Source organism: Oceanirhabdus seepicola, from assembly GCF_023684385.1.
GTDB lineage: Bacteria > Bacillota > Clostridia > Clostridiales > Clostridiaceae > Oceanirhabdus > Oceanirhabdus seepicola.
Genome location: NZ_JAGSOJ010000002.1, coordinates 1,184,558 through 1,208,756 on the forward strand (window position 1 = coordinate 1,184,558; position 24,199 = coordinate 1,208,756).

Here is a 24,199-nt window from a genome sequence, read left to right on the forward strand (position 1 = left end):
TTGACTTGAAAATCGGTAAGATATTTAAAGTATCTGGTCCTCTAGTTGTTGCCGAAAACATGGATGAAGCTAACGTTTATGACGTTGTTAGAGTTGGTGAAAGAGGATTAGTTGGAGAAATTATAGAAATGAGAGGCGATAGAGCTTCTATACAGGTTTACGAGGAAACTTCAGGTATTGGACCAGGGGACCCAGTTAAGACAACTGGAGAACCGTTAAGTGTTGAACTTGGACCAGGAATTATGGAGTGCATGTTTGATGGAATTCAAAGACCACTTAATAGTATCATGGAGAAGGTTGGTAACTTCCTAACTAAGGGAGTTGAAGTTCCATCATTAGATAGAGAAAAGAAATGGCATTTTGTACCTACTGCAAAGGTAGGTGATGAAGTTGAAGGCGGTACTATTATTGGTGCTGTTCAAGAAACTTCAGTTATTAGTCATAAAATAATGGTTCCTCATGGAGTTAAAGGTAAGATAAAGAGTATAAATGAAGGTGAATTCACTGTAGTTGAAACTGTTGCAGTAGTTGAAACTGAAAATGGTGATAAAGAAGTAATGATGATGCAAAAATGGCCTGTAAGAAACGGTAGACCTTACAAGCAGAAGTTAAACCCTGTTGAACCACTTGTAACAGGACAAAGAATTATAGATACTTTCTTCCCTGTTGCTAAAGGAGGAACTGCATGTGTACCAGGACCATTCGGAAGTGGTAAAACAGTTGTTCAACATCAATTAGCTAAATGGGGAGACGCTGAGATTGTTGTTTATGTTGGATGTGGAGAGCGTGGTAATGAGATGACGGACGTTCTTAATGAATTCCCAGAGTTAATTGACCCTAAAACTGGAGAATCATTAATGAAGAGAACAACTCTTATTGCAAATACATCTAATATGCCAGTTGCAGCGAGAGAGGCATCTATATATACTGGATTAACTCTTGGAGAATATTTCAGAGATATGGGTTATTCTGTAGCTATGATGGCAGACTCTACATCTAGATGGGCAGAGGCTTTAAGAGAGATGTCTGGTAGACTTGAAGAGATGCCTGGTGATGAAGGTTACCCTGCATATCTTGGATCAAGAGCAGCTGATATATATGAGAGAGCTGGAAAAGTTGTTTGTTTAGGTGGAGAAGATAGAGAAGGTGCACTTACAATGATTGGTGCGGTTTCACCTCCAGGAGGAGACCTTTCAGAGCCAGTTACACAGGCTACTTTAAGAATTGTTAAGGTTTTCTGGGGACTTGATTCACAGTTAGCATATAAGAGACACTTCCCAGCGATTAACTGGTTGAACTCATATTCATTATATAATGAAAAAATTGGTGGATGGATGAATGAGAATGTTGCAAGTGATTGGACAAAACTTACAACAGGAGCAATGGCTTTATTACAAGATGAAGCTAAATTAGAAGAGATTGTTAGACTTGTTGGTATTGATGCCTTATCTGAAAGTGATAGATTAAAACTTGAAGTTGCAAAGTCAATTAGAGAGGACTATTTAATGCAGAATGCATTCCACGAAGTTGATACATTTGCATCTCTTGATAAGCAATATAAAATGTTAAGATTAATTCTTACTTTTAAAGATGAAGCAGAGAAAGCTATAAAAGCTGGAGTATATTTAGAAAAGATTCTTAAGATGGAAATAAGAGATAGAATTGCAAGAGTTAAGTATATTCCAGAAAGTGAAATGAATAGAGTTGATTCAGTCTTCGATGACTTAAGCAAGGATATGGAAAAAATAATCAGCGAAGAAGGTGTCGGTAATGCTTAAAGAATACAGAACGGTAAAAGAAGTTGTTGGTCCTTTAATGCTTGTTGACCAAGTTGAAGGAGTAAAATTTGATGAGCTAGTAGAGATAGAACTTCATACTGGCGAAAAAAGAAGAGGTAGAGTTCTTGAGGTTAACGGAGATAAGGCAGTTGTTCAGTTATTTGAAAGTTCTGCTGGAATAAACCTTAAGGGAGCTAAAGTTAGATTTGAAGGTAAACCTCTAGAACTTGGCGTATCAGAAGATATGTTGGGAAGAGTATTTGATGGTCTTGGTAGACCTAAAGATGGTGGACCAAAGATTATACCTGATAAAAAGCTGGATATAAATGGAGAGCCTATTAACCCTGTAGCAAGAAACTACCCTGATGAGTTTATTCAAACTGGAGTATCAGCAATTGATGGATTAAATACATTAGTAAGAGGACAGAAACTTCCAGTTTTCTCAGGTTCAGGTCTTCCTCATGCTGAACTTGCTGCACAAATCGCTAGACAGGCAAAAGTTAAAGATTCAGATTCTAAATTCGTTGTTGTTTTTGCAGCTATAGGTATTACTTTTGAAGAGGCTCAGTTCTTTGTTGATGACTTTACAAAAACAGGTGCAATTGATAGAACTGTTTTATTCATGAACTTAGCAAATGACCCAGCAATCGAGAGAATAGCAACACCAAGAATGGCGCTTACAGCTGCGGAATACTTAGCTTATGAGAGAGGTATGCACGTACTTGTTATAATGACTGACCTTACAAACTACTGTGAGGCACTTAGAGAAGTATCTGCTGCTAGAAAAGAAGTTCCGGGAAGAAGAGGATATCCAGGATACCTATACACTGACCTTTCTACTTTATATGAAAGAGCAGGAAGAATTAAGGGGCTTGAGGGATCTATCACTCAAATTCCAATTTTAACAATGCCAGAGGATGATAAAACACATCCAATTCCAGACTTAACAGGATACATCACTGAAGGACAGATTATTCTTTCAAGAGAACTGTATAAGCAAGGGATAATGCCACCTATAAATGTTCTTCCTTCTTTATCAAGACTAAAAGATAAGGGTATTGGTAAGGAAAAGACTAGAGAAGATCATGCAGATACAATGAACCAATTGTTTGCTGGTTATGCTCAAGGAATACAAGCAAAAGAGCTTGCTGTTATCCTTGGTGAGTCAGCACTTTCAGAAAGTGATAGAGCTTTTGCAAAGTTCGCTGATGAATTTGAGAAGAGATATGTTTCACAAGGATTCGAAGCTAATAGAATGGTTGAAGATACATTGAATCTTGGTTGGGAGTTATTATCTATCCTACCTAAAACAGAACTTAAGAGAATCAGAGATGAATATATTGATAAGTACTTACCTAAAAGAGAGGGTGAGTAAGATTGGCTACTAATAAATTGAACGTTAATCCTACTAGAATGGTGAAGACCCAATTAAATAAAAGATTATTAACAGCTACAAGAGGGCACAAGCTATTAAAAGATAAACAAGATGAATTAATGAGAAGATTTATTGAGCTCGTAAAATATAATAATAAACTTAGAAAAGAAGTTGAAGAACAATTAGAAGGTTCTTTTAAAGATTTTGTAATGGCTAGAGCTGTCATGTCAGATGAGTTCTTAGAACAGGCTATAGCTTATCCAAAAGAGAACATAAGTCTAGATGTTCAAACTAAGAATGTTATGAGTGTTAATGTTCCTATAATGAAGTTTATGAGGAAATTAGAAGGTGATGAGGGAAGCATATATCCTTATGGATTTGCTAATACATCAGCTGAACTTGATGAATCTCTTGAAAAGATATATAATATTCTACCAAAGTTATTAGAACTTGCTGAGGTGGAGAAATCTTGTCAGCTTATGGCTGATGAAATAGAAAAGACAAGAAGAAGAGTTAATGCTCTTGAATACATGACTATTCCTAATCTTACTGAGACTATCAAATTTATCAAGATGAAGCTTGATGAAAATGAAAGAAGTTCAATAACTAGACTTATGAAGGTTAAGAGTATGATGGAAGAAGCAGCTAAAAACGCTGAAGGTTAAAGAAGAAGGGGAAATTCTCCCTTCTTCTTTATTTTCTTATAAACTCAAAAAATTTCTGAAGAATAAAAAACGAGAAAAACATATCAGAAACATCCAGCATTATACATTATTAATTATGCATTCTCAATTTGTTTTTTACATGTATTTATATTATAATTATTTATAAGTGAAATTTTGAGAAGTAGATGAGTTTTTACTATGGAATATGACTCTTATATATAGTAAGATAAACAACTTAGAATATAATATAAATAATGTATATGAAAATAAATAACAAGTCAAACATGCGACGGATATTTTCAGATGTACCAAGAGTTGAGGTTCGCTGATAAATACATTATTAGTTGGTTCAAAGGATGAAGATGGTACATCGTATACCTATGACTGTTATTTATTTGAATATGCATAATATAGGGGGAAGTATAGATGATAGAAAAAGAAAGCAAATTAGTTATGATTGAAGAGATGAAACTTAAGGAGATAAGACTTGCTCTTAATGAATTAAAGCTTTCAGTTGGTGATCCACAACTAAGAAAAAAGGTTGAGAAATTAATAAATCTTCTTGAAGGTGAAAAGGTAGAAGAAAACGAAAATATTGCAGATATTATTTATAAAAAGATGAAAAACACAGATGATTCAGAGCTTAATGTAAAATTGTACATGCTATATAGAAAACTTGAAGAGGGAAAAGTTGATGATGCAGAGGCATTAAGACAATATAACCTGTATGTAGGACAAGAATATAATAGTGGATATGTTTTTTAAGACAAATTTTAAAAACATAGTTGACAATTGACAACGTAGGATGGTTCTGACTTCTGTCAGAACCTACATTTTATTGGTAAAAAACAAGAGTTCTTTAATCGTTTCATTTTAAATGAAAGATTCTACGTAAAATACAATATTTTATATATGATAAAATGAGTAAAAACCTCTCGTTTTAAAGAACAATAAGATGTAGTTTCTTGCCGCTAAGGCAGAAACATCCAGCGTTGTCCATTATCAACTGTCAACTAAAAAAAGCACGGTTCGCCGTGCTTTTTTGTTTTATTAATTCTTATGAGTAACGCCTTTTACACCAATAACAGGTGGCATAAATGGGAGTTTTAGTGTTTGAAATAATTCGGATTCATTAGTTAATGTAATTACATCATGTACGTATACTGTTATATCGTCTATTTTATGTTCTTTGAAATGACTGTTTTTCATTGGGGAATCTAAAATCTCAACCTTGAGACTTTTTGTATTACCACCTGCTCATCCACATGAAAGAGTAACAACTTTTAAAGATAAATACTTTTTATTTTTTGATTTCAAATAATTTAATAACTTCTCTTGAATTTTCACAGTAACACCACCTTCATACCCTCATGGGGTATATAATTATTATATTATGTGATTCAAATCATGTCAATAATTCTTGATATATGGTATAGTTATATTTAATAAATGGGAAAATATAAATAAAAACAAGTAAAATTTTGCAAAGCAATAAAATGTGTTAAAAAATAATGATTATTCATTGAAAATAATTTTAATAGGTGTTAAAATATTAACAGGTAATAAGTGTTGAGGAGGTCGACCTATGGCAGCAATTAAATTAAAAGACAATATATATTGGATAGGTGTTAAAAACCCAGAGTTAAGAGTATTTGACATTATAATGAATACTAAAAAAGGTACTACATATAATTCATTCCTTATAGAAGATGAGAAAATAGCAATAGTTGATACAGTAAAAAATGGCTATTATGATGAATTTAAGAAAAATATAGTTGATGTAATTGGTGATAGAAAAATTGATTATGTTATAGTTCATCACACTGAATTAGATCATAGTGGTTCATTAAAAAGACTTTTAGAAGATTATCCAGAAGCTGTAGTTGTTGGATCAAATGCTGCTTTAAATTACTCAAAGAATATTTTGAATAAAGAGTTTAATTCATTAGTAGCTAAAGAAGATTTAAACTTAGGGGATAAGACTTTAAAGTTCATATCAGCGCCAAACTTACATTGGCCAGATACTATATTTAGCTATGTAGAGAAATCTAAAATGTTATTTACATGTGATGTATTTGGAAGTCATTATTCACCAGAAGGGAACGTAATGGATGAATATAATCAAGAATATTACACTGAAATGAAATATTACTATGATTGTATAATGGGACCATTTAAGAAGTTTGTTAATATGGCATTAGATAAAATTGAAAATATAGATTATGATATGGTAGCACCTAGTCATGGACCTGTACACACAAATGATATTGAAGAGTGTAAAAAGTTATATAGAGAATGGTCAGAAGTTAAACTTCCTGAAAAGGATAAAGTAGCAATACTATACATTTCTGCTTATGATAATACAAAAAAGATTGCTGAAATGTTTAAAGAAGAACTAATTAAAAAAGGATATAAAGCGGAAGCCCATGATATTACTGAATATGGTGTTGAAAATTGCTTGAAATTAATTGATGGCAGCTCAGGAGTACTTATAGGATCACCAACGATCAACCAGGATGCTGTTGAACCAGCGTGGGGACTATTATCTTTTGTAAGTGCTATAACTAACAGAGGAAAAGCAGCTGGGGCATTTGGAAGCTATGGATGGAGTGGCGAAGGTGTACCAATGTTAACACAGAGATTGAAATCACTTAAATTTAATGTTGTAGAAGAAGGATTTAAATTTAAATTTGTTCCTAGTGCACAAGAGATTGAACAAGGAATGGAATTCTTGAATAAGTTTATAGAAAAGATGTAAAAAACACGGCTTCATTGCCGTGTTTTTTTAATGGATAATGGAAAATGGAGAATGATTGACATTTCACTCCGTGAAATTTAATCTTATTGGTCCTTGGGAAAATAATTTTACTTGTAGCACCTTTGGTGATACATTGTATTTAAAGTGAAATATTTTATCTGTGGATTACAATTATTTGTGTGTTTTACATATTAAAAAAGTGATATAATGAAGATGAAATGCAAATCATTGACTAAAAACGCGAAATATGTGTAAAATTAATAAAGTATAGAAAATGAAATTTAATGCATTATTGCTTGGAGGAATCAAATGTTAAAACAAGAATTAATAGATTTTTTGAATGATAATAATCTTGAGTTTATAGATATACTGAAAGATGAAGAAGACTACACAATATTCAGAATGAGTTACAAGTTTGATAAGTTAGAACTTGAAGGTGCAAATGCATATGCTGATGAAGAGTGTGATGGTGATAAGGATGAATGGAATTATGATTTCTTTTTACCTTATTTAAATGATATGGCAGTAGATAATGTTAATGATATTTTGGATGATTTTTGTGAAGATGAATTAGATTTTCAATTTATTGCTTTTGATGTTCCTATAGAAGAGACAAAATATAATGATTTTATATGCTCTATTTCAATTAAAGATAATGGTGTTAATTTAGAAGAATATCTTTTGGAAGTAATGGAATAAGGCATATGAAAATAAATAAAGAATAAGGTGAGCTTTATGAATACTTTAATACTTTTTGCTTCCCCAAATAAAAAAGGAAGAACTAATATGCTTTTGGAAGAGTATTTAAGGAATGCAAAAATTGAAGGTGAAATAGTTAATCTATATGAAAGTAATATATCTCCATGTATTGATTGTGGTTTTTGTTCTTCAAAAAAAGGAGAATGTTCAATAAAAGATGATATGACTGATTTATATGATAAACTACAAAAGTTTGAGAACATTGTAATAGCATCTCCTATGTACTTTGGTATGTTTCCTGCGCCATTAAAAGCACTTATTGATAGAACTCAAGTGTTATGGTGTAAGAAATATGTATTCAATGATAAAATTGAAGTTAAGCGTAATGGAATAATGGTAATTACTGCTGGAAATGAATGGGGTGGAATGTTAGAACCTATGACTAAGGTAGGAAAATATTTTTATAATACCATCGGATGCGAATTAAAGGATATAGTTTTTATACCCAATACTGACAATGAAAAGATACATGAATTACATAGAGAGATAAAAGAAGAGGCAATAAGAAAAGGTGAGAAATTTAGAGATTATTAATAAAAATCCTTAATAAAGTTATAATTTCCAAGGATATAGTCTAAAAGAAATATTGATTTTATTTGTATTAATGATATAATGAATTTAACAGAGATCCTGAGCTGTACGAAAAACTTATTTTGTTCAACTGACAAACTGAAATAGGGATCGCCGAAATTCATGTGGATGGCAAGCTCTCAGTGAAGAGAAGGCAGAAGTATGATGAGGAGAGCCCACCTGCTTAATGTGGCGGGTATGAACAACGTAAGTTACCGGCAGATTTGGGATAGATTATGATTAATCGCACACAGTAGTGTGCTTTTTTATTTTTTGAATATGTCTTATACATGTTCCTGAAAATCGGAACACCTTAGAAAATTACTTGTAAAATTATAATATAAAAAAGGCTTTGGTTTAACCAAAGCCTTTAATTTTTTTTGTCTTTTTTTATTTATATATTTTTTTTTATTTATAATATATATATTTTATTTATTAATGTGGATGTAATTTGAATTAATATAATTTTTAACAATAAGATCTTTGATATACTGTGATAAATCTGTCCAGTACTTGACTAACAAATAAGGTTAACTTACTTCCTACTCCGAGCTTGTCTACTAAATAATTAAGAAGTCCTTTTAAAAAGTCAATTGATTTTCGATAAAATTTTCTCTCATTCATATATTCCCTCTCCTTCAAATTTATACCTATATTTTACCATTTTACGATAACTCTGTAAAAAAAATCGGGTGACACTTAAATATATAAAATATCAGTAATTAACAAAATAACACAATAATTACCATAAAATCTAAATGTAAAATATTTACAAATAGGGTGTGATTGTAGAAAAAGAGCCAAATGTAAAGAAATGGAAATATCGAAAATGGTAAAAAAAAGTATTACGATTTTCTTATTAATAATATTTATTTAAATGGAAAAAATACTACTGAAAAGGTGGGGTTATAAGATGAGAGTATATGACATTATGGATAATTTTAAAGAAGTTAAAGGTGAATGGAAAGAAGGAAAGAGTAATTATTGGATTTTGGTTAAAGGTGAAGAGATAAAAGACATTCAAAATAAACTTAATCTTGATGATGACAGTATATTTGAGTGTATTGATATGAGACAGGCTTCTAAAATTAGCTTTTATAGTAATTATATGTTTTTAGTGTGTAATGTTCTCATAATGAAAAATAAAATCATAATTGCTAAAGAAATAAACATATATCTCAGTAAAGACTACATAATAACCGTATTTAAAGATAAATTAGAGTTGATAGAAAAATTATTAGATGATATTAATTGTTCGAGAAATTGCTTTATGTTAAAAGATAAGCCCAACCCTAGTGTTGTTCTTTACTATATTATGGATAGGATAATTATAAGAAATTATGATATAATTCAAAATCTAGAAGCATTTGCCGATAAAATTGAGATAAATATTTTGAAAAACCCCAAAAATGAGCAGATAGATGAACTAATACATTTAAGAAGACAGGTTTATAAAACAAGGAAGTACTTAAATCCCCTTAGATATATTGGTGATAGTATTCTTAGTAATGAAAATGACATAATTGAACAAGATTACATCCAAAATTTTGTTTCGGTAAATACTAAAATTGATAAACTTTTGACTGCACTTGAGAGTTTAGTGCAAGATTTGGCACTGGTTAGAGAGGCTTTTGAATCAGAGATAGCAAATAAGACAAATGAATTAATGAAAATTTTCACACTAATATCAGCTATATTTCTTCCACTGAATTTACTTACAAGTATGTATGGAATGAATTTTAAGAAGATACCATTCATTGAATGTAATAATGGATATTATTATTTTATAATTATCATGATTTTAATAACATTATTATTAATTATTATATTTAAGAGAAAAAAATGGCTGTAAAAGTTTCGAAACTTTACTGTCTTACATTGTAATATGTTAGTTAATTTAGTACAATGTATTTATTCGAGTATAAAAATAGTTTAGGAGGCAAAAGTATGGAAAAGAACAATAAAGAATTAAAATTAGAAAAAAAATATGAATTAGCGTGGGATTCTTATTCTAAAGAAGACCTAGAGGCTGTTTTTTCATTAAATGAAAGATACATAGACTTCATGTCTGAGTGCAAGACTGAAAGAGAATGCATTACAAAGAGTATTGAAATTGCTGAAAATGGTGGATACAAAAATCTTAAAGATATTATTAAGAACAAAGAAACACTTAAAGTAGGAGATAAGGTTTACGCTGAACTTATGGGTAAAGTTCTTGCTATGTTCTTAATTGGTGAAGAATCTTTAGAAAATGGTATGAATATATTAGGTGCTCACGTTGATTCTCCTAGAATAGACTTAAAACAAAATCCTCTTTATGAAGATTCTGATATATCATTATTTAAAACTCACTACTATGGTGGAGTTAAGAAGTATCAGTGGGTAACTACTCCACTAGCAATACACGGAGTTGTTGTTAAAAAAGATGGAACTATTGTTAACATTGTAATTGGTGAAGATGATAAAGACCCAGTTGTTGGTATCTCAGACTTATTAATTCATTTATCAGCAGATCAAATGGCTAAGACTTTAGCAAAAGGTATAGACGGAGAATCATTAAACATTTGTGTTGGATCTATGCCAATAGAAGATAAAGAGTCTAAAGATAGAGTTAAGGCTAATACACTTAGAATTCTTAACGAAAAATATGGAATTACTGAGGAAGATTTTGTTTCTGCAGAATTAGAAATCGTACCAGCTGGTAGAGCTAGACATTATGGATTAGATAGTTCAATGGTTCTTGCATATGGTCATGATGATAGAGTATGTTCATACACGTCTTTAGAAGCAATTCTTGAGATGGATACTCCAAAGAGAACTTCTGTATGTCTTCTTGTAGATAAAGAGGAAGTAGGAAGCCAAGGAGCTACAGGTATGAAAGGTAAGTTCTTCGAGAACACTGTTGCTGAAATCATTAACCTTATGGAAGATTATAATGATCTTAAATTAAGAAGAGCATTAGCTAACTCTAAAATGCTTTCTTCAGACGTAAGTGCTGCATTTGATCCTAACTACCCATCAGTATCAGATAAGAGAAACAATGCATTCTTCGGTAAAGGTCTAGTGTTAAATAAATATACTGGAGCTAGAGGAAAAGGTGGATGTAATGATGCAAATCCAGAATTCATCGCTGAATTAAGAAATATCTTTGATAAGCACGGAGTAATCTGGCAGACTTCAGAGTTAGGTAAAGTTGACCAAGGAGGCGGTGGAACAATCGCATACATCCTTGCTGAATACGGAATGGAAGTTATCGATAGTGGTGTTGCTCTTCACAACATGCACGCACCATGGGAAATCGCTTCTAAAGCAGATATTTATGAAGCATATAAAGGTTATAAAGCATTCTTAATAGAAGCTTAATTATAAAGCACCCTGAGGGGTGCTTTTTTAGTTGAGAGTTGGAAGTTGAGAGTGGAGAACGAAGGAGATTTCACTCCATGAAATTTTTGATTTTATTGTTCGTTAGACAATGTGATAGTTACTTGTTTCATCTGGATGAAACATTGTTGTCTATTTAGAATTACGGTATTGTCATAGAGTAAGTAGGTGTAACTCATTTTATCAGGGATAAAATATTGTAGTTCTAAATTTTGAGGCATATTTGATTACTTATAATGAAATAGGAGAGACTTTGACTATAATTAATATGGAGGTATTATAGTTGAAGGATAGTATTATTGAAAAGAAAAGTTTTGACTTTGCTTTATATGTAATAGAGATATATAAGGAATTATCAAGTGAAAAGAAAGAATATGTATTATCTAAACAGTTTTTAAGAGCAGGTACTAGTATTGGTGCAAATGTGGTAGAAGGTGAGGAAGCACAGAGTAAGAAAGATTTTATTGCTAAAATGAGTATAGCTTTGAAAGAAGCTTGTGAGACAAGATATTGGATAAAGTTACTTAGCTGTTCACAATATCTAGATACATATAACTCAGATGGATTAAGTAAAAGATGTGAAGAAATCATCAGAATACTGAGAAGTATTATTAAAAGTTGTAAGGAAAAGCAAGTAAACTAAAAAGAAACCTGTGGTGAGGTTTTTCTTGGTGTTAAAATGTATTTTAACATCATATATATTTATGAGGGACTTTTTTAGAAAGCAATATATAAGGAGAAATAAGATGAATCATATAGAGTTTAATAAGCTAAAGGAAAACTTTAAGCGTAGAAATATAGAAGTAAGTTATTTTGAAACTCTACATGAAGTACAACAACATATATTTGAAATTATACCGAGTAAATCCACTGTTGGTATTGGTCACTCAGTAACATTACAAAAGATGGATTTAACAAACTTATTAATAAAGAGAGGAAATACCGTATATGATAAAGAGTTAGGAAATACAAAGGAAGAGTGTATGAGAATCAAAAAAAAATCACTTTTGACAGAGTGGTATATTACTGGTTCAAATGCCATATCAATTGATGGGCGAATTGTTAATATTGATCATAGTGGAAATAGAGTATCCGCAATGAGTTTTGGTCCGGATAAGGTGGTTATAGTTGTAGGGAAAAACAAAATAGTTGACACGTTAGATGAAGCAATAAAAAGAGCCAAAAACATTGCTGCACCTTTAAATGCAAAACGAGCAGGATATAATCCACCATGTGTAAAATTAAATAAATGTGTGGATTGTGTATCAGATGAAAGAGTTTGTAATAGTCTTGTAATAATTGAAGGTCAATCAGATTGGAGTAGAATCAAGTTATTTATAGTTAATCATGAATGTGGATTCTAAAACAAAGTATTATTTAACCTTGTATCTCAACTACAATATTTTAGCTCAAGATAAAATGAGTAAAAACTATTGTCCTAAATACCAATAAGATGTAGGTTCTGACCTTAGTCAGAACCATCCTACGTTCTCCACTCTCCACTTCCAACTCTCAACTTATTCTAAAGATTTTTATTCTAAAGATTCAAATCCAACGCTTCTAAGAAATTTTCCAAATGAATACCCTCTAAAGAAACCGTGCCAATATCATGATGCATGGTGTCTTGACCTAGATTACCATGAAAGTCGGAACCAGCAGTTACAAGGAGATTGTGTTCATTGCATATAGAAATGAACCTTCCTGTTTCACCAAATTTATTCTCAGGGTATATTGCCTCCATAGCATCAAAGTTAAATTCAATGAACTTTTTGACAGGGGTTTTTCTAATAATTGTAGGGTGAGCTAGTGAAACAAGAGCATCATACTTTTTTAACAAGGCTATTGCTTCTTCTAATGGGACTTTGACTGAAGGAATATATGCAGGGCATCCATCCCCTAAGAATTTATAGAAAATCTCATCCCATTTTAGGTCAGGTCTAACTTTCAATATTTCTCTAGCTATATGTGGTCGTGCGATTACCCCATCAGAGTTTTTCATTATATCTTCAAATGATATATGAATATTGTGTATTGTTTTCATATTATCAACGATTTTCATAGCTCTTGTGAGTCGTTTTTCTTTTAATTCTTCAAGGAAGGTTATAAGAGAATTATCTTTATATCCATATCCTTTGAAATATCCAATAATATGAATGTTCTCACCATTATAAGTGGTGGATAGTTCAATTCCTGGGATAACTTTTATGTTAACTGTTTTTGCTGATTCAATAGCTTCATCAATTCCTTCTACAGTATCATGATCAGTTATCGCAATTATATCTATGTTTCGCTTCTTAGCATGGTTCACAAGTTCAGTAGGGGTAAAAGTACCATCACTACTTGTTGTGTGCATATGAAGGTCTGCTTTTAAGGTCATTTTATCACTCCATTTCATAGGCAAGTTCAAATAAATAACAAGTCAGTATACTCGTCTATTTTGCAAACTACTTCATTCTTGGAACCCACTGAGAGAACCACTATCAGCGGAACCCAACTCGACCTATTTTACAAAATATATTTCGCATCTATGACTTGTTATTAATTTTCACATACCTTATATCAATATGATATAATCATATTGTAAAAATTATAAGGTATATAAAAATAAATAACAAGTGAAAGATGTTTTGTAAAGAAGGGGATTAAAATGTTTATAATGATTGATAACTATGATTCTTTTGTGTATAACCTTGTAAGATATGTTAAAGAATTGGGAGAAGATATTAAAATATATAGAAATGATAAGGTGGATATAAATTTAATAAGAGAGAGTAAGCCAGAAGGAATAATCATATCACCAGGTCCAGGGACACCACAAAATGCTGGTATAAGTAGTGAAATAATTAATGAGTTTAAAGGCAAAATACCAATCTTGGGAATATGTCTTGGTCATCAAACAATTGCTCACGAATTTGGAGGAAAAGTTATAAAGGGTGAAGAACCTGTTCATGGGAAAGTTCAATTCATTAATAATGATGGTAAGGGAGTATTCAGAGGTCTTCCTAAGCGATTTAATGTCACTAGATATCATTCACTAGTAGTAGAGAATGAACATATTCCAGAATCACTTATGGTAACAGCTGAAACAGATGATGGGACAATAATGGGGATTAGACATAAACAATTCTTTATAGAAGGGGTTCAATTCCATCCTGAAGCTGAGCTTACAGAGTTTGGTCATGAGATGATTAAGAATTTCATTGAAAACTGTAGAGAGAGGGGTGCTTTGTGTGAGAGAAGTATATATTAAAGAAATAAGCACTAAGCTCGCTCCATTTGATATTTTTTCATTGTTTAAGAATGAGGATGAGGTTGTTTTTCTTGATAGCGGAAAAGATTTCTCAGGATCAGGAAGATATTCTTTTTTAGGTATAAACTCTTTTATAACTATTAAAGGTGATACTGAAGAATATGTATTAAATGGCAAAGCTTCAAATGGGGATGCTCTAAATAAAATAAAAGGTATATTAGAAGAATATAAGATAATAAATAATACTCACTTTCCTTTTGTTGGAGGAGGCATGGGGTATTTTTCATATGATTTAGGAAGAGACTTCGAACAAATAATAGAGATGGCACAAGAGGATATCGAGGTACCAAAGGTATACTACAATTTTTATGATAATGTAATAATATTTGATAATCTCAATAAAACGACATATATATCAGCCTTAGGAATTAAGAAGGAAGCAAATAAAAGTGTTAATGAAATAGAAAGTGTAATTAAAAATGGAGTAGTAATTGAGAAACCCGAAGTTGTTGAAAGAATTGATTTTAGTAAATTTACTTCTAATTTTGAGAAAGAAGAATATATAAATGCAGTTGGAAAAGTTAAAGATTATATATGTAGCGGGGATGTATACATAATGAACCTCACACAGCGATTTCAGTGTGATTTTAAAAGAACAGGATATGATATATACCATGACTTAAGAACTATTAATCCGGCACAATTTGGGGCTTATATGAAGCTGAATGAGTTTGAAATACTATCATGTTCTCCTGAACGGTTTCTGAAAGTTAGAGAAGGTGTAATTGATACAAGACCAATTAAAGGAACAAGACCTAGAGGGAAAAATCCTAAAGAAGATGAGACTAATAGAATTGAACTCATGAATAGTGAGAAGGATAAATCTGAACTTCTTATGATAGTTGATTTGGAGAGAAATGATCTTAGTAGAGTGTGTAAACTAAACAGTGTTAAGGTAACCGAGTTATTTGAAATAGAAGAATATCCTACTGTGTTTCATCTGGTGGCTAATATTAGAGGAGAACTAGAAGAAGGTAAGGATATTATAGATTGCATAAGAGTTGGTTTTCCAGGAGGATCAATTACAGGTGCTCCCAAGATTAGAGCTATGGAGATTATTGATGAGATGGAGAAGGTAAGGAGAAATATATATACAGGATCCATAGGTTATCTTGGATTTGATGGGAACTGTGATATTAATATTGTTATTAGAACTATAATGTTAAAGGATAGAACTGCCTATTTTGGTGTAGGTGGAGGAATTACATGGGAATCTGAAGAGGAGTTTGAGTATGAGGAGACACTACATAAGGCAAATGCATTGATGAGGGCGTTGTGTAATGAATAAAGATAAGTGTATTTCATATGATGATGGATTCTTTTACGGAAGAGGATGTTTTGAGACAATATTAATTAAAAAAGAGCCTGTGTTTCTAAGGGAACATTTAAACCGTCTTAATTTAGGATTAATGAAGTTAGGGATAAATAAAAAAATTTGTGTAGAAGATGTTAAAGAGCATATAAGTGAGAATGATTGTGCACTTAAAATAATGGTATCAGAAAAAAATACAATGTATGAGATGAGAAATATCTCCTATAGACCAGAACACTATGAGAAGGGTTTCTCATTAAAATTATCTCAGGTTATGAGAAATGAAAGCAGTCATATGACATATTTGAAGAGTTTTAATTACTACGATAACATTATTGAGAAGAAAAAAGCTATCAGCGAAGGTTTTGATGAGGTAATATTTTTAAACACAAAAGGATACATAGCTGAAGGGGCTGTTTCAAATATATTCTTCATAAAAGGAGAGAATATAATCACTCCAAAAGTGGAATGTGGATTACTGAATGGAATAATTCGAGAAAAGTTTATTGAGAAATTTAAGGATATTATTCATGAGGTGGAGATAACCTTAAAGGAAGCAATGGAATGTGAGGGAGCCTTTATTACAAATAGTCTTATGGGTATCATGTGGGTGAATTCATTAGGTGAAAAGAAATACGAGAGATGTTCTCTTTATGATGAACTTAGAGAATGGTATAATCTATTATTGGAAGAATTTTAGTTGGAGCTGGTATTATGAAGAGGGTTAATGCTATTTTGAAAAACAAGAAATATATTAAAGTGACTAAGAAGATTGAAAGCTATGAGAAGAATAGAGAATTCTGCAGGCATAACATATCACATTTTTTGAATATGAGCAGGATATTATATATTCTAACTTTAGAAGAAGAGCTGAAGATTGATAAAGAAGTTGTATATGCTGTAGGATTACTTCATGATATTGGAAGGGGACTTCAGTATGAAAAAGGTACTCCTCATGAGGCGGGTAGTGTTTTATTAGCTAAAGACATACTTGAAGAGAGTGGATACAAGAATAGTGAGATTGAAATAATTAATCATGCAATTTTGGCTCACAGAAGATATTGTGGAGAGGGTACAATGTTTGAAAAACTTGCATATAGAGCAGATAAACTTTCAAGGGAATGCTATGAATGTAGTGCTTCTTATGAGTGCAAATGGAATGAAGAGGATAAAAATATTTTTATAAAATACTAACATACAGAGAATAAAGAATAAATATGGTGAATTTTCTTCATGCTTCAGAGAATTTTAATATTATTATTAATTATAGTTGAGGGGGCTTAGTGTAGTATGAGAATAGGTAAAAAGGAATTTAAATTAGGAAAAGAAACTTATATAATGGGAATACTTAATGTTACTCCAGATTCATTTTCAGATGGAGGAAAATTCAATAATATCGCTGCAGCTGTGAAGCATGCTAAGGAAATGGTAGAAGAGGGAGCTCATATTATTGATGTAGGTGGTGAATCTACTAGACCAGGATCAGCTAAGGTACTGGAACAGGAAGAAATAGAAAGAGTAGTTCCAATAATAGAAGCTCTTGTAAAAGAAATAGATGTACCAATTTCTATTGATACATATAAAGGTAAAGTTGCTGAACTAGCAATAAAAGCTGGGGCAAGTCTTATCAATGATGTATGGGGATTTAAGAAAGAACCATATATTGCTGAAGTGGCTGCAAAGTACGAAGTTCCTTGTTGTTTGATGCATAACAGAGATAATACAGAGTATGATAATCTAATGGAAGATGTTATCAAAGAGTTAAATGAGTGTGTTGATATTGCACTTAAAGCTGGTGTTAAGAAAGAGAATATTATGTTAGATCCAGGAATAGGATTTGGTAAAACTGTTGAACAGAACCTAATTGTTATGAACAACTTAAAGAGTATAAGAAAAATTGGATATCCTGTTCTTCTTGGTACATCAAGAAAATCAATGATAGGTAAAACACTTGATCTTCCTGTTGAACAGAGAGTTGAAGGAACAATAGCAACAACAGTAATGGGTATAATGAGCGGATGTGAATTTGTAAGAGTACATGATATAAAGGAAAATCTTAGAGCAGCCAGAATGGCTGATGCGGTTATTAACAGTGAAAAATAGAGTAAGAACGGAAGTGTAAACATGGATAAAATAATAATTAAAGATTTAGAGGTATATGGAAACCATGGAGTATATGAAGAGGAAAATAAATTAGGACAGAGATTTCTAATATCCTTTGAACTTCATTTAGATTTAAGAAAAGCAGGAATGACTGATGAGCTTGAAGCTTCAGTTCATTATGGGGAGTTATGTCATAAGATAACAGATTTATTTAAAAAAGAAAATCATAAACTTCTTGAGAAGTGCTGCGAAATGATGGCTGAATTTGTTCTAAATGAATATGAGATGGTCAGAGGGGTAAAAGTATTGCTTAAGAAACCTTGGGCACCTATTGGACTACCTGTTGAATATCCAGCTGTTGAGATATTTAGAGAAAAGCATATTGCTTACATCGGGGTAGGAGCAAATATGGGAGATAAGCTCAAGAATATTAATGATGCTGAGGAGATTATAAATTCATCTAATCACACCAAGATATTAAGAAGAGCAGAAATAATTGAGACAGAACCATTTGGTGGGGTTGAACAGGATACATTCATGAACACAGCATTTGAAATTGAAACATTACTTACACCAATTGAGTTGTTGAATTTCATGCTTGATGTTGAAAAACAGTTAAAGAGAGAAAGAATAATTAGATGGGGACCAAGAACTTTGGACCTGGATGTTCTTTTCTATGATGATATAATAAGCGAGGATGAAAGGGTTATAATTCCACACCCAGGAATTCCAGAGAGAATATTTGTATTAGAACCTATGTGTGAATTAGCACCTTATAAGGTACATCCGTTATTGAGAAAGAGAATGGTTGATTTGAAGAAAGAACTTGAAAAATAAGAACAAAGAACAAATTATGATATGCTTTTATAAAGTACATCATATTTAGGAGGATTATTAATGATTATGGAACCTTAAAAGTCAATTTCTATAAAACCGTTAATTAAAAAATTAAAGGAGAGATTGATTTATGGATAAAGGTATTCTTGAAAATATAAAGGACTATTTGAAAGAAAAATATAATTGTCACTCAATGATACTATATGGTTCGTTTGCTAATGATACTTATACCAATGAAAGTGATATAGATATTATATGTTTCTGTGATAATATCCTCAAAAAAAATGATACTAGTGTAATTAATGGAAGGCAACTTGATGCATGGATATATGATACAAGTATGCTTACAAAGCATGAAGAACTGCTCCATATCAATGGTGGAAAAATTCTTTTAGATGAAAAAAACTTATGTACCAAATTATTAGCGAATATAGGTGAGGTTTTTAATAATGGTGCAAAAAAGCTTACATTAGAGGAGATTAATTTTCATAAAAGTTGGTTAATGAAGATGCTAAATAGGGCAAGAAAAGGTGATGTTGAAGGTGACTTTAGATATCATTGGATGTTATCAGATAGTTTAGAGATATATTTTGGTATAAAAGGCTTATGGTATCTAGGTCCAAAAAAATCTTTATACTGGCTTAAAGAGAACGATAAACAAGCATATAAATTATTCAGTGATGCATTAAACATTAATTCATCATTTGAAAAAACAGAGGAATTAATATCTTTTATTGTTAATTCTCAATAATTCATCATTAATAACAAGACTCATCAAAATAAATACACACCACTTCGCGGTAATAATGAAGTGATGTGTATTTTTGTGATTATTGTCAGAAAATTCTGGCGATAATTCGGTGTATATGATAAAATATAACATAACATGAATATATTTGATGTTTAGTAAAATAGTCCTTTTTAGAAAAGCTAGATTAGTAATAATTTACTTACATTTTAACTTTTTATTAGAAAAGAAAAGGAGGAGTATTATGATAAAAAAGATGAAGATATCTACTAGATTAATAGCTAGTTTTTTAGTTATTATAGTTTTGTGTGCTGTTTTGGGGTTAAGTAGTATTAGTGCTTTAAAAACTTTAGAAGATTTAAATACAAAGATGTATGAAAATTCTTTTAGAGTTAGTAATGCGGTAAAACAAGTGAATTTAAATATCATTAAAATACATGGAGAAATGAAGGATATCTCCTCGTTTGCAAGTACTTTTGAAGTGGCAAACTCTAATAAAAGAGTTAAAGAATATGAACAAGAGATTTATGATAACTTCGAAATCATTAAAGATAAATTTCTAGGAGATCAAAGAATAGTTGAGGAAGCATATAATGCATTTGCTGGATGGAAAGAAAATAGAGATGAAGTAATTAAATTAACCTTAGTTGGAAAAAGGGATGAGGCTAATAAATTAACTAGAGAAAAAGGTGCAGAAAGAGTTGCATTAATCAATGAAAAAATTATAGAGCTATCAGAGGTTATTGATAATAATGCTGTATCTTTCTTTAATAATGCGAAAGAGGAAAGTAATAGAAATATATATTTCTTAATTGTAATACAAGTTGTTTCTGGAATAATCGCTGTTCTAGTAGCGTTTTTCACAATAAAAAGTATTAAAAAAAGTTTATTGCAAGCTGTAAATATGATGAAGAATCTTTCAGAAGGAGAATGTGACTTAACTCAAAGACTAGAAATAAACTCTAATGATGAGCTTGGCGAAATGGCAAAATGGTTCAATTTATTTGTGGAAAAAATCAGAAATGTTGTATCTGAAGTGGTTTTAAACACAAATAATTTAGTTCAATCAAGTGACACCATTAATCATGCTATGGAACAGTCTAACCAAGGGATGGAAGAAGTTGCGATATCCGTTAATGTTATCAGTGATGGAATACAAAATACCGTAAGTGTTACTGAAGAAACATCAGCAAGTATTCAGGATTTGTCAAACAGTGCTGAAATAATAACACAAGAATCAGAAAGTTCTTATGAAAGTACAAATAACGTTTTAAACGCTGCTAATTTTGGAGCCAAGCTTGTGAAAGAAGTAGTTGGAGCAATTGACAAGGTGAAAATATCATCAAATCAGGTTGCTATAGTTATTGATGAATTAAAGGTTTCTTCTGATGAAATAGGTCAAATCGTTTCAATAATGACTAATATTTCAGAACAAACTAATCTATTGGCTCTTAATGCAGCTATAGAGGCAGCTAGAGCAGGTGATGCGGGAAGGGGATTTTCAGTAGTCGCTGAAGAAGTCAAGAAATTAGCTGAAGAGAGTAAGAAGTCAGCTAATAAAATTACGGAGCTTATTACGAAAATTCAGCAAAAGACTAATAAAACTGACACAATAATTAAGGAAGAACAACAGCTTGTTGAGATAAGTGTTAATAAAGCGTATGATACTGACTCTGAATTCAAAAAGATTTTGGAATATATAGAAGAAATATCACAAAAGATTAAAATGATGGCTGAATCATCCAAACAACAAGCATTAATAGCACAAGATATGTCTAATACTATTGATAATTTATCTCAAGAAGTTCAAATTAATGCAGGTGAATCTGAACAGATAAGTGCCAGTGTTGAGGAACAAGTAAGTACCTTTGAAGAAATAGGAGCAAGTATTGAAAATATAAAGAATATTTCTTTGAGCATTAAAAGACAAACTGATAGGTTTAAGATTTAACAATCATAGGAGTAGGAAAAATATATTTTAAGAACTAAAGGGCTTGCATTAAGCAAGCCACAGGCTGTTGAAAAAGCCCAATCTCATCGTCACTAAGACTCGCTGTGCTGCTCGAGTACTATTTGTACACTGCGCTGCTCGCTCCTCTTGTTCCTTGACCTTGGGCTTTTTCAACGCCTGAAACTCTTAAGATGGAAAACAGAGTAAAAACAATATATAGTTAAATATTTTCTAATATATGTTTAGCAAATTCAGAAGCTTTTTCTTCAATATTTTTTACTCCATAGATTGCATTTGGATCGTTTGCTGTTTCACAGATTGCAAAGTTTGGGGGAAGAAAGAAGCCTTTATTTATATTCAGTGCACCTATTAGTTGTTTGGCTACAGAATCACTTCCAGAGTTTCCAGATACAACGATTCCGAAGATTTTTTTATTGTAGAACTTTATCTTTCTGTAAAGTACAGTCAATCTGTTAATTACTGCTGTGAGATTAGCTGCAAGAGTGTCATTATAATTAGGTGCAAGCCAAACTATTACATCACATTCTTCAATGGCTGGTAGTACCTCTTTAATCATTTGTCCACCATAAAAGCAGGAGTTACGCTCCCCGTAGTGAAGACATAGATCAAATAAGCAGCCTTTACAATCTAACACTTCACCACTCTCAATCTGTATCTCAGTGATATCAATATTTTCTCTCATTTCAAAAAGGTTATCTTTAACCATATTCCACAAGGCAACTGTGTTTGATTTTATGTTAGGACTTGAATATAGAAGAAGAATCTTGCTATTGGATTTTCCGTTGTATTTATATTTACTCAATCGCAAACCTTGCTTTTCACAAATGGAAAGACATAAGTCTTTCAAGGATTTATCAGGATAAACCTTCTGCCATGTGAGAAAATTATTAAGTGTGCTTGTGGCTTCAATTAGAGGATGGCCAATAAAGGATCCACCCATATTATTAATTAAAAAGGTTATATCCTGAGCAGCTCGTTTTGTATATAACTCACCCTTAGAATGAATCAAAAGTGAACAAACAGAACCTTTAAAGGATACCTTGTGTTCATCTAGTTTCTTTAAAAATGAAATCATTTCACAATCATACCCTAAAGAATCAAGCTCTAAGGCAAAAACAAATTTCTTGTTTTCATAGCTCTGAAGTAGCTTGAATTTCTTTATGATTTCATATGAAGAACCTTTCACAGTATAAGTAATCATATCATTCAACATTGAAGATTGATTACTATTAGGACGTATTATGCATAATTTATCCACCCATACACACCTCTTTCAAAAATATATCTATATGACTTTAATCTATTTTAGGATTAAATTGTCTTAAATTATTATATGTTTCATTTATGTGATTATATAACTCATCGCATAAAGGAAGACTTTCAATTTCTAATAATCCATTTACATTTCTATTTCTACAACCAAAGAAAGCTCCATTAATAAAGTTAGTACTATAGTGCCAGTCTCCTCTTATATATGCAAGTAAACTTAAGGTGCCTGATGAAAGAGCTGGTGCGATAAATGGTTTAAAACCAGTGTCCCTAACAGCAAGATTGGCAGTCTTTGTTTTGAAGGTTAGTTCCTGTGATAATTTTTCATCATAATTTACTATACTATTTGCAATGAATAACCCTTCACCATGAGGACCAAAGGATCTTCCTTCAGACATATAATTATTTGTAATTTCATCTTGTGAGGCGTAGAAGGCTGCTCTTGCATTCATAACTCCAAGGCCAAAGCCTGTGATTTGGTCAGGGGCTAATCCTTTTCCGTCGAATACTCCAGTATCAGCTATATTACTATAGTACAGAGCGGCTTTACAAAGGTGGTCAACAGGATCAGATACTACAGCAAAGCAACCTTTAAACTTTGCCTTTCTTGCAAGTTTAGCATAATGACTTATAACCTTTGCGTTTCCTCTATATTGAATCATTCGTACATCTTCTTTTTCATCACCTATTTTAGGAACTCCAACTGAAACACAAAAGATAAACATATCACAGTTAAATAAATCATCCTCATTACATTTTTCAATTTTAACATTCATTTCTTGAAAAGAAGGGGAAGTAATCTGCCCACACTCATATAACCATCTTTGTATTTTATCCTCACCAAGATCGAATATTTTTATCTTTTCGATACAGTCATGACCGAGCAATCTAAGTCCCATTAATAGAGTTCCACCCACATCACCTAGACCAGCAAGGGTAAGTGTTAATCTTTTATTATTTCTCTTTTCAAGTAGCTCATACCATAATGGATTACTCATATTAAGTGCATAAGCAGTACCTTCTTTAACAGCGGTAATAACCCATTCAGGATAAGCCGTATGAGGTGAGACCTCTATACTAGAGTTGATCAAACTTAGACTTTCATCTTTAGCTAGGTTTGATTCATTTAATTTATAAAAGATTCTATTCTCATTTAATGAAGAATTTTTCAATATGAATATATTTTCAAAGGCAGATGAGGCCTGGTCCTCATCCTTTTCTGTTAATAAATCTAATGAAATAGGTTCTTCACTGACGAACACATTGTTATTGTTTATATAATAAAATAATTTTTTTCCCATTGTATTATCTCCTATGTTACGAATTATTTATTTAGATTTAGAAAACTTATTTCTTTTAAAA

At 31.5% G+C, this 24,199-nt stretch carries 24 protein-coding genes and 1 other RNA gene; 20 read left to right on the plus strand and 5 right to left on the minus strand.

The genetic code is table 11. From position 1 onward, the window contains the following. Positions 1–5 precede the first annotated feature (5 nt). The 4 genes from KDK92_RS12880 (at position 6) to KDK92_RS12895 (ending at position 4,583) form a co-directional block, all read left to right on the plus strand. Positions 6–1,778, plus strand: coding sequence for a V-type ATP synthase subunit A (locus KDK92_RS12880; protein WP_250859697.1), 1,773 nt, complete (start codon positions 6–8; stop codon positions 1,776–1,778). After that, complete coding sequence (locus KDK92_RS12885) at positions 1,771–3,153, plus strand: V-type ATP synthase subunit B (RefSeq protein WP_250859698.1); 1,383 nt, start codon at positions 1,771–1,773, stop codon at positions 3,151–3,153. The genes KDK92_RS12880 and KDK92_RS12885 overlap by 8 nt, the downstream gene beginning before the upstream one ends. Before the next feature lie 2 nt (positions 3,154–3,155). Beyond that, positions 3,156–3,818 carry a V-type ATP synthase subunit D gene (locus tag KDK92_RS12890; protein ID WP_276575952.1) on the plus strand — a complete coding sequence of 221 codons (663 nt, stop codon included), beginning with the start codon at positions 3,156–3,158 and terminating at the stop codon, positions 3,816–3,818. 426 nt (positions 3,819–4,244) lie between these two features. Beyond that, a complete protein-coding gene (locus KDK92_RS12895) occupies positions 4,245–4,583 on the plus strand; it encodes a hypothetical protein (RefSeq protein ID WP_250859700.1) in 339 nt (112 codons plus the stop codon). Between the two features lie 285 nt (positions 4,584–4,868). Here KDK92_RS12895 and KDK92_RS12900 read toward each other — a convergent pair whose 3' ends face one another. After that, positions 4,869–5,027, minus strand: a complete 159-nt coding sequence (locus KDK92_RS12900; RefSeq protein WP_250859701.1) for a hypothetical protein — start codon at positions 5,025–5,027, stop codon at positions 4,869–4,871. A gap of 376 nt (positions 5,028–5,403) precedes the next feature. Between KDK92_RS12900 and KDK92_RS12905 the strand changes: the two genes are divergently transcribed. The 4 genes from KDK92_RS12905 (at position 5,404) to ssrS (ending at position 8,140) form a co-directional block, all read left to right on the plus strand. Further along, a complete protein-coding gene (locus tag KDK92_RS12905; protein ID WP_250859703.1) occupies positions 5,404–6,576 on the plus strand; it encodes an FprA family A-type flavoprotein in 1,173 nt (390 codons plus the stop codon). A 309-nt stretch (positions 6,577–6,885) separates the two neighbouring features. After that, a complete protein-coding gene (locus tag KDK92_RS12910; protein ID WP_250859705.1) occupies positions 6,886–7,275 on the plus strand; it encodes a hypothetical protein in 390 nt (129 codons plus the stop codon). Between the two features lie 36 nt (positions 7,276–7,311). Then, positions 7,312–7,869 carry a flavodoxin family protein gene (locus KDK92_RS12915; protein WP_250859707.1) on the plus strand — a complete coding sequence of 186 codons (558 nt, stop codon included), beginning with the start codon at positions 7,312–7,314 and terminating at the stop codon, positions 7,867–7,869. A gap of 90 nt (positions 7,870–7,959) precedes the next feature. After that, a non-coding RNA gene (ssrS, locus tag KDK92_RS12920) (6S RNA) lies at positions 7,960–8,140 on the plus strand. Between the two features lie 233 nt (positions 8,141–8,373). Here the strand turns inward: ssrS and KDK92_RS12925 are convergent. Further along, the gene (locus KDK92_RS12925) at positions 8,374–8,529 is read right to left on the minus strand and encodes a Spo0E family sporulation regulatory protein-aspartic acid phosphatase (protein ID WP_250859709.1); all 156 of its coding nucleotides are present in this window, start codon (positions 8,527–8,529) and stop codon (positions 8,374–8,376) included. 289 nt (positions 8,530–8,818) lie between these two features. On the opposite strand from KDK92_RS12925, the gene KDK92_RS12930 reads away from it, so the two are divergent. The 4 genes from KDK92_RS12930 (at position 8,819) to KDK92_RS12945 (ending at position 12,650) form a co-directional block, all read left to right on the plus strand. Next, positions 8,819–9,757: a magnesium transporter CorA family protein gene (locus KDK92_RS12930; protein ID WP_250859711.1), complete on the plus strand. Its 939-nt coding sequence runs from the start codon at positions 8,819–8,821 to the stop codon at positions 9,755–9,757. A 95-nt stretch (positions 9,758–9,852) separates the two neighbouring features. Next, the gene (locus KDK92_RS12935; RefSeq protein ID WP_250859712.1) at positions 9,853–11,268 is read left to right on the plus strand and encodes an aminopeptidase; all 1,416 of its coding nucleotides are present in this window, start codon (positions 9,853–9,855) and stop codon (positions 11,266–11,268) included. Positions 11,269–11,569: 301 nt separating this feature from the next. Then, positions 11,570–11,929 carry a four helix bundle protein gene (locus KDK92_RS12940; protein WP_250859714.1) on the plus strand — a complete coding sequence of 120 codons (360 nt, stop codon included), beginning with the start codon at positions 11,570–11,572 and terminating at the stop codon, positions 11,927–11,929. Between the two features lie 103 nt (positions 11,930–12,032). Continuing rightward, on the plus strand, positions 12,033–12,650 hold the full coding sequence (locus KDK92_RS12945; RefSeq protein ID WP_250859716.1) for a lactate utilization protein: 618 nt from the start codon (positions 12,033–12,035) through the stop codon (positions 12,648–12,650). A gap of 173 nt (positions 12,651–12,823) precedes the next feature. Here KDK92_RS12945 and KDK92_RS12950 read toward each other — a convergent pair whose 3' ends face one another. Then, on the minus strand, positions 12,824–13,663 hold the full coding sequence (locus KDK92_RS12950) for a PHP domain-containing protein (RefSeq protein WP_250859718.1): 840 nt from the start codon (positions 13,661–13,663) through the stop codon (positions 12,824–12,826). Positions 13,664–13,933: 270 nt separating this feature from the next. Between KDK92_RS12950 and KDK92_RS12955 the strand changes: the two genes are divergently transcribed. The 8 genes from KDK92_RS12955 (at position 13,934) to KDK92_RS12990 (ending at position 21,547) form a co-directional block, all read left to right on the plus strand. Then, complete coding sequence (locus KDK92_RS12955) at positions 13,934–14,536, plus strand: anthranilate synthase component II (RefSeq protein ID WP_250859720.1); 603 nt, start codon at positions 13,934–13,936, stop codon at positions 14,534–14,536. Continuing rightward, a complete protein-coding gene (gene pabB, locus KDK92_RS12960; protein ID WP_250859727.1) occupies positions 14,517–15,884 on the plus strand; it encodes an aminodeoxychorismate synthase component I in 1,368 nt (455 codons plus the stop codon). The genes KDK92_RS12955 and pabB overlap by 20 nt, the downstream gene beginning before the upstream one ends. After that, positions 15,877–16,608 (plus strand): aminotransferase class IV, encoded by a 732-nt coding sequence (locus tag KDK92_RS12965; protein WP_250859729.1) that lies wholly within the window; start codon positions 15,877–15,879, stop codon positions 16,606–16,608. The genes pabB and KDK92_RS12965 overlap by 8 nt, the downstream gene beginning before the upstream one ends. A 14-nt stretch (positions 16,609–16,622) precedes the next feature. Further along, a complete protein-coding gene (locus tag KDK92_RS12970; RefSeq protein ID WP_250859731.1) occupies positions 16,623–17,102 on the plus strand; it encodes an HD domain-containing protein in 480 nt (159 codons plus the stop codon). A 96-nt stretch (positions 17,103–17,198) separates the two neighbouring features. Continuing rightward, positions 17,199–18,011: a dihydropteroate synthase gene (gene folP, locus KDK92_RS12975; RefSeq protein ID WP_250859732.1), complete on the plus strand. Its 813-nt coding sequence runs from the start codon at positions 17,199–17,201 to the stop codon at positions 18,009–18,011. Positions 18,012–18,032: 21 nt separating this feature from the next. After that, on the plus strand, positions 18,033–18,848 hold the full coding sequence (gene folK / locus KDK92_RS12980; RefSeq protein WP_250859733.1) for a 2-amino-4-hydroxy-6-hydroxymethyldihydropteridine diphosphokinase: 816 nt from the start codon (positions 18,033–18,035) through the stop codon (positions 18,846–18,848). Positions 18,849–18,978: 130 nt separating this feature from the next. Next, entirely contained in the window at positions 18,979–19,599 is a 621-nt protein-coding gene (locus tag KDK92_RS12985; protein WP_250859734.1) for a nucleotidyltransferase domain-containing protein, read from the plus strand. Between the two features lie 241 nt (positions 19,600–19,840). After that, positions 19,841–21,547 carry a methyl-accepting chemotaxis protein gene (locus tag KDK92_RS12990; RefSeq protein WP_250859735.1) on the plus strand — a complete coding sequence of 569 codons (1,707 nt, stop codon included), beginning with the start codon at positions 19,841–19,843 and terminating at the stop codon, positions 21,545–21,547. A gap of 220 nt (positions 21,548–21,767) precedes the next feature. Here the strand turns inward: KDK92_RS12990 and KDK92_RS12995 are convergent, their stop codons facing one another. Next, positions 21,768–22,826: a flavodoxin family protein gene (locus tag KDK92_RS12995; RefSeq protein WP_250859736.1), complete on the minus strand. Its 1,059-nt coding sequence runs from the start codon at positions 22,824–22,826 to the stop codon at positions 21,768–21,770. A gap of 37 nt (positions 22,827–22,863) precedes the next feature. Continuing rightward, positions 22,864–24,138 (minus strand): Rossmann-fold NAD(P)-binding domain-containing protein, encoded by a 1,275-nt coding sequence (locus tag KDK92_RS13000; RefSeq protein WP_250859737.1) that lies wholly within the window; start codon positions 24,136–24,138, stop codon positions 22,864–22,866. Positions 24,139–24,199 lie beyond the last annotated feature (61 nt).

Coding starts and splice junctions, on each gene's coding strand:
- KDK92_RS12885 (WP_250859698.1), top strand. CDS start 1,771: ATGCTTAAAGAATACAGAACGGTAAAAGAAGTTGTTGGTCCTTTAATG.
- KDK92_RS12895 (WP_250859700.1), top strand. CDS start 4,245: ATGATAGAAAAAGAAAGCAAATTAGTTATGATTGAAGAGATGAAACTT.
- KDK92_RS12900 (WP_250859701.1), bottom strand. CDS start 5,027: ATGAAAAACAGTCATTTCAAAGAACATAAAATAGACGATATAACAGTA.
- KDK92_RS12905 (WP_250859703.1), top strand. CDS start 5,404: ATGGCAGCAATTAAATTAAAAGACAATATATATTGGATAGGTGTTAAA.
- KDK92_RS12910 (WP_250859705.1), top strand. CDS start 6,886: ATGTTAAAACAAGAATTAATAGATTTTTTGAATGATAATAATCTTGAG.
- KDK92_RS12915 (WP_250859707.1), top strand. CDS start 7,312: ATGAATACTTTAATACTTTTTGCTTCCCCAAATAAAAAAGGAAGAACT.
- KDK92_RS12925 (WP_250859709.1), bottom strand. CDS start 8,529: ATGAATGAGAGAAAATTTTATCGAAAATCAATTGACTTTTTAAAAGGA.
- KDK92_RS12930 (WP_250859711.1), top strand. CDS start 8,819: ATGAGAGTATATGACATTATGGATAATTTTAAAGAAGTTAAAGGTGAA.
- KDK92_RS12935 (WP_250859712.1), top strand. CDS start 9,853: ATGGAAAAGAACAATAAAGAATTAAAATTAGAAAAAAAATATGAATTA.
- KDK92_RS12945 (WP_250859716.1), top strand. CDS start 12,033: ATGAATCATATAGAGTTTAATAAGCTAAAGGAAAACTTTAAGCGTAGA.
- KDK92_RS12950 (WP_250859718.1), bottom strand. CDS start 13,663: ATGACCTTAAAAGCAGACCTTCATATGCACACAACAAGTAGTGATGGT.
- KDK92_RS12955 (WP_250859720.1), top strand. CDS start 13,934: ATGTTTATAATGATTGATAACTATGATTCTTTTGTGTATAACCTTGTA.
- KDK92_RS12965 (WP_250859729.1), top strand. CDS start 15,877: ATGAATAAAGATAAGTGTATTTCATATGATGATGGATTCTTTTACGGA.
- KDK92_RS12970 (WP_250859731.1), top strand. CDS start 16,623: ATGAAGAGGGTTAATGCTATTTTGAAAAACAAGAAATATATTAAAGTG.
- folP (WP_250859732.1), top strand. CDS start 17,199: ATGAGAATAGGTAAAAAGGAATTTAAATTAGGAAAAGAAACTTATATA.
- folK (WP_250859733.1), top strand. CDS start 18,033: ATGGATAAAATAATAATTAAAGATTTAGAGGTATATGGAAACCATGGA.
- KDK92_RS12985 (WP_250859734.1), top strand. CDS start 18,979: ATGGATAAAGGTATTCTTGAAAATATAAAGGACTATTTGAAAGAAAAA.
- KDK92_RS12990 (WP_250859735.1), top strand. CDS start 19,841: ATGATAAAAAAGATGAAGATATCTACTAGATTAATAGCTAGTTTTTTA.
- KDK92_RS13000 (WP_250859737.1), bottom strand. CDS start 24,138: ATGGGAAAAAAATTATTTTATTATATAAACAATAACAATGTGTTCGTC.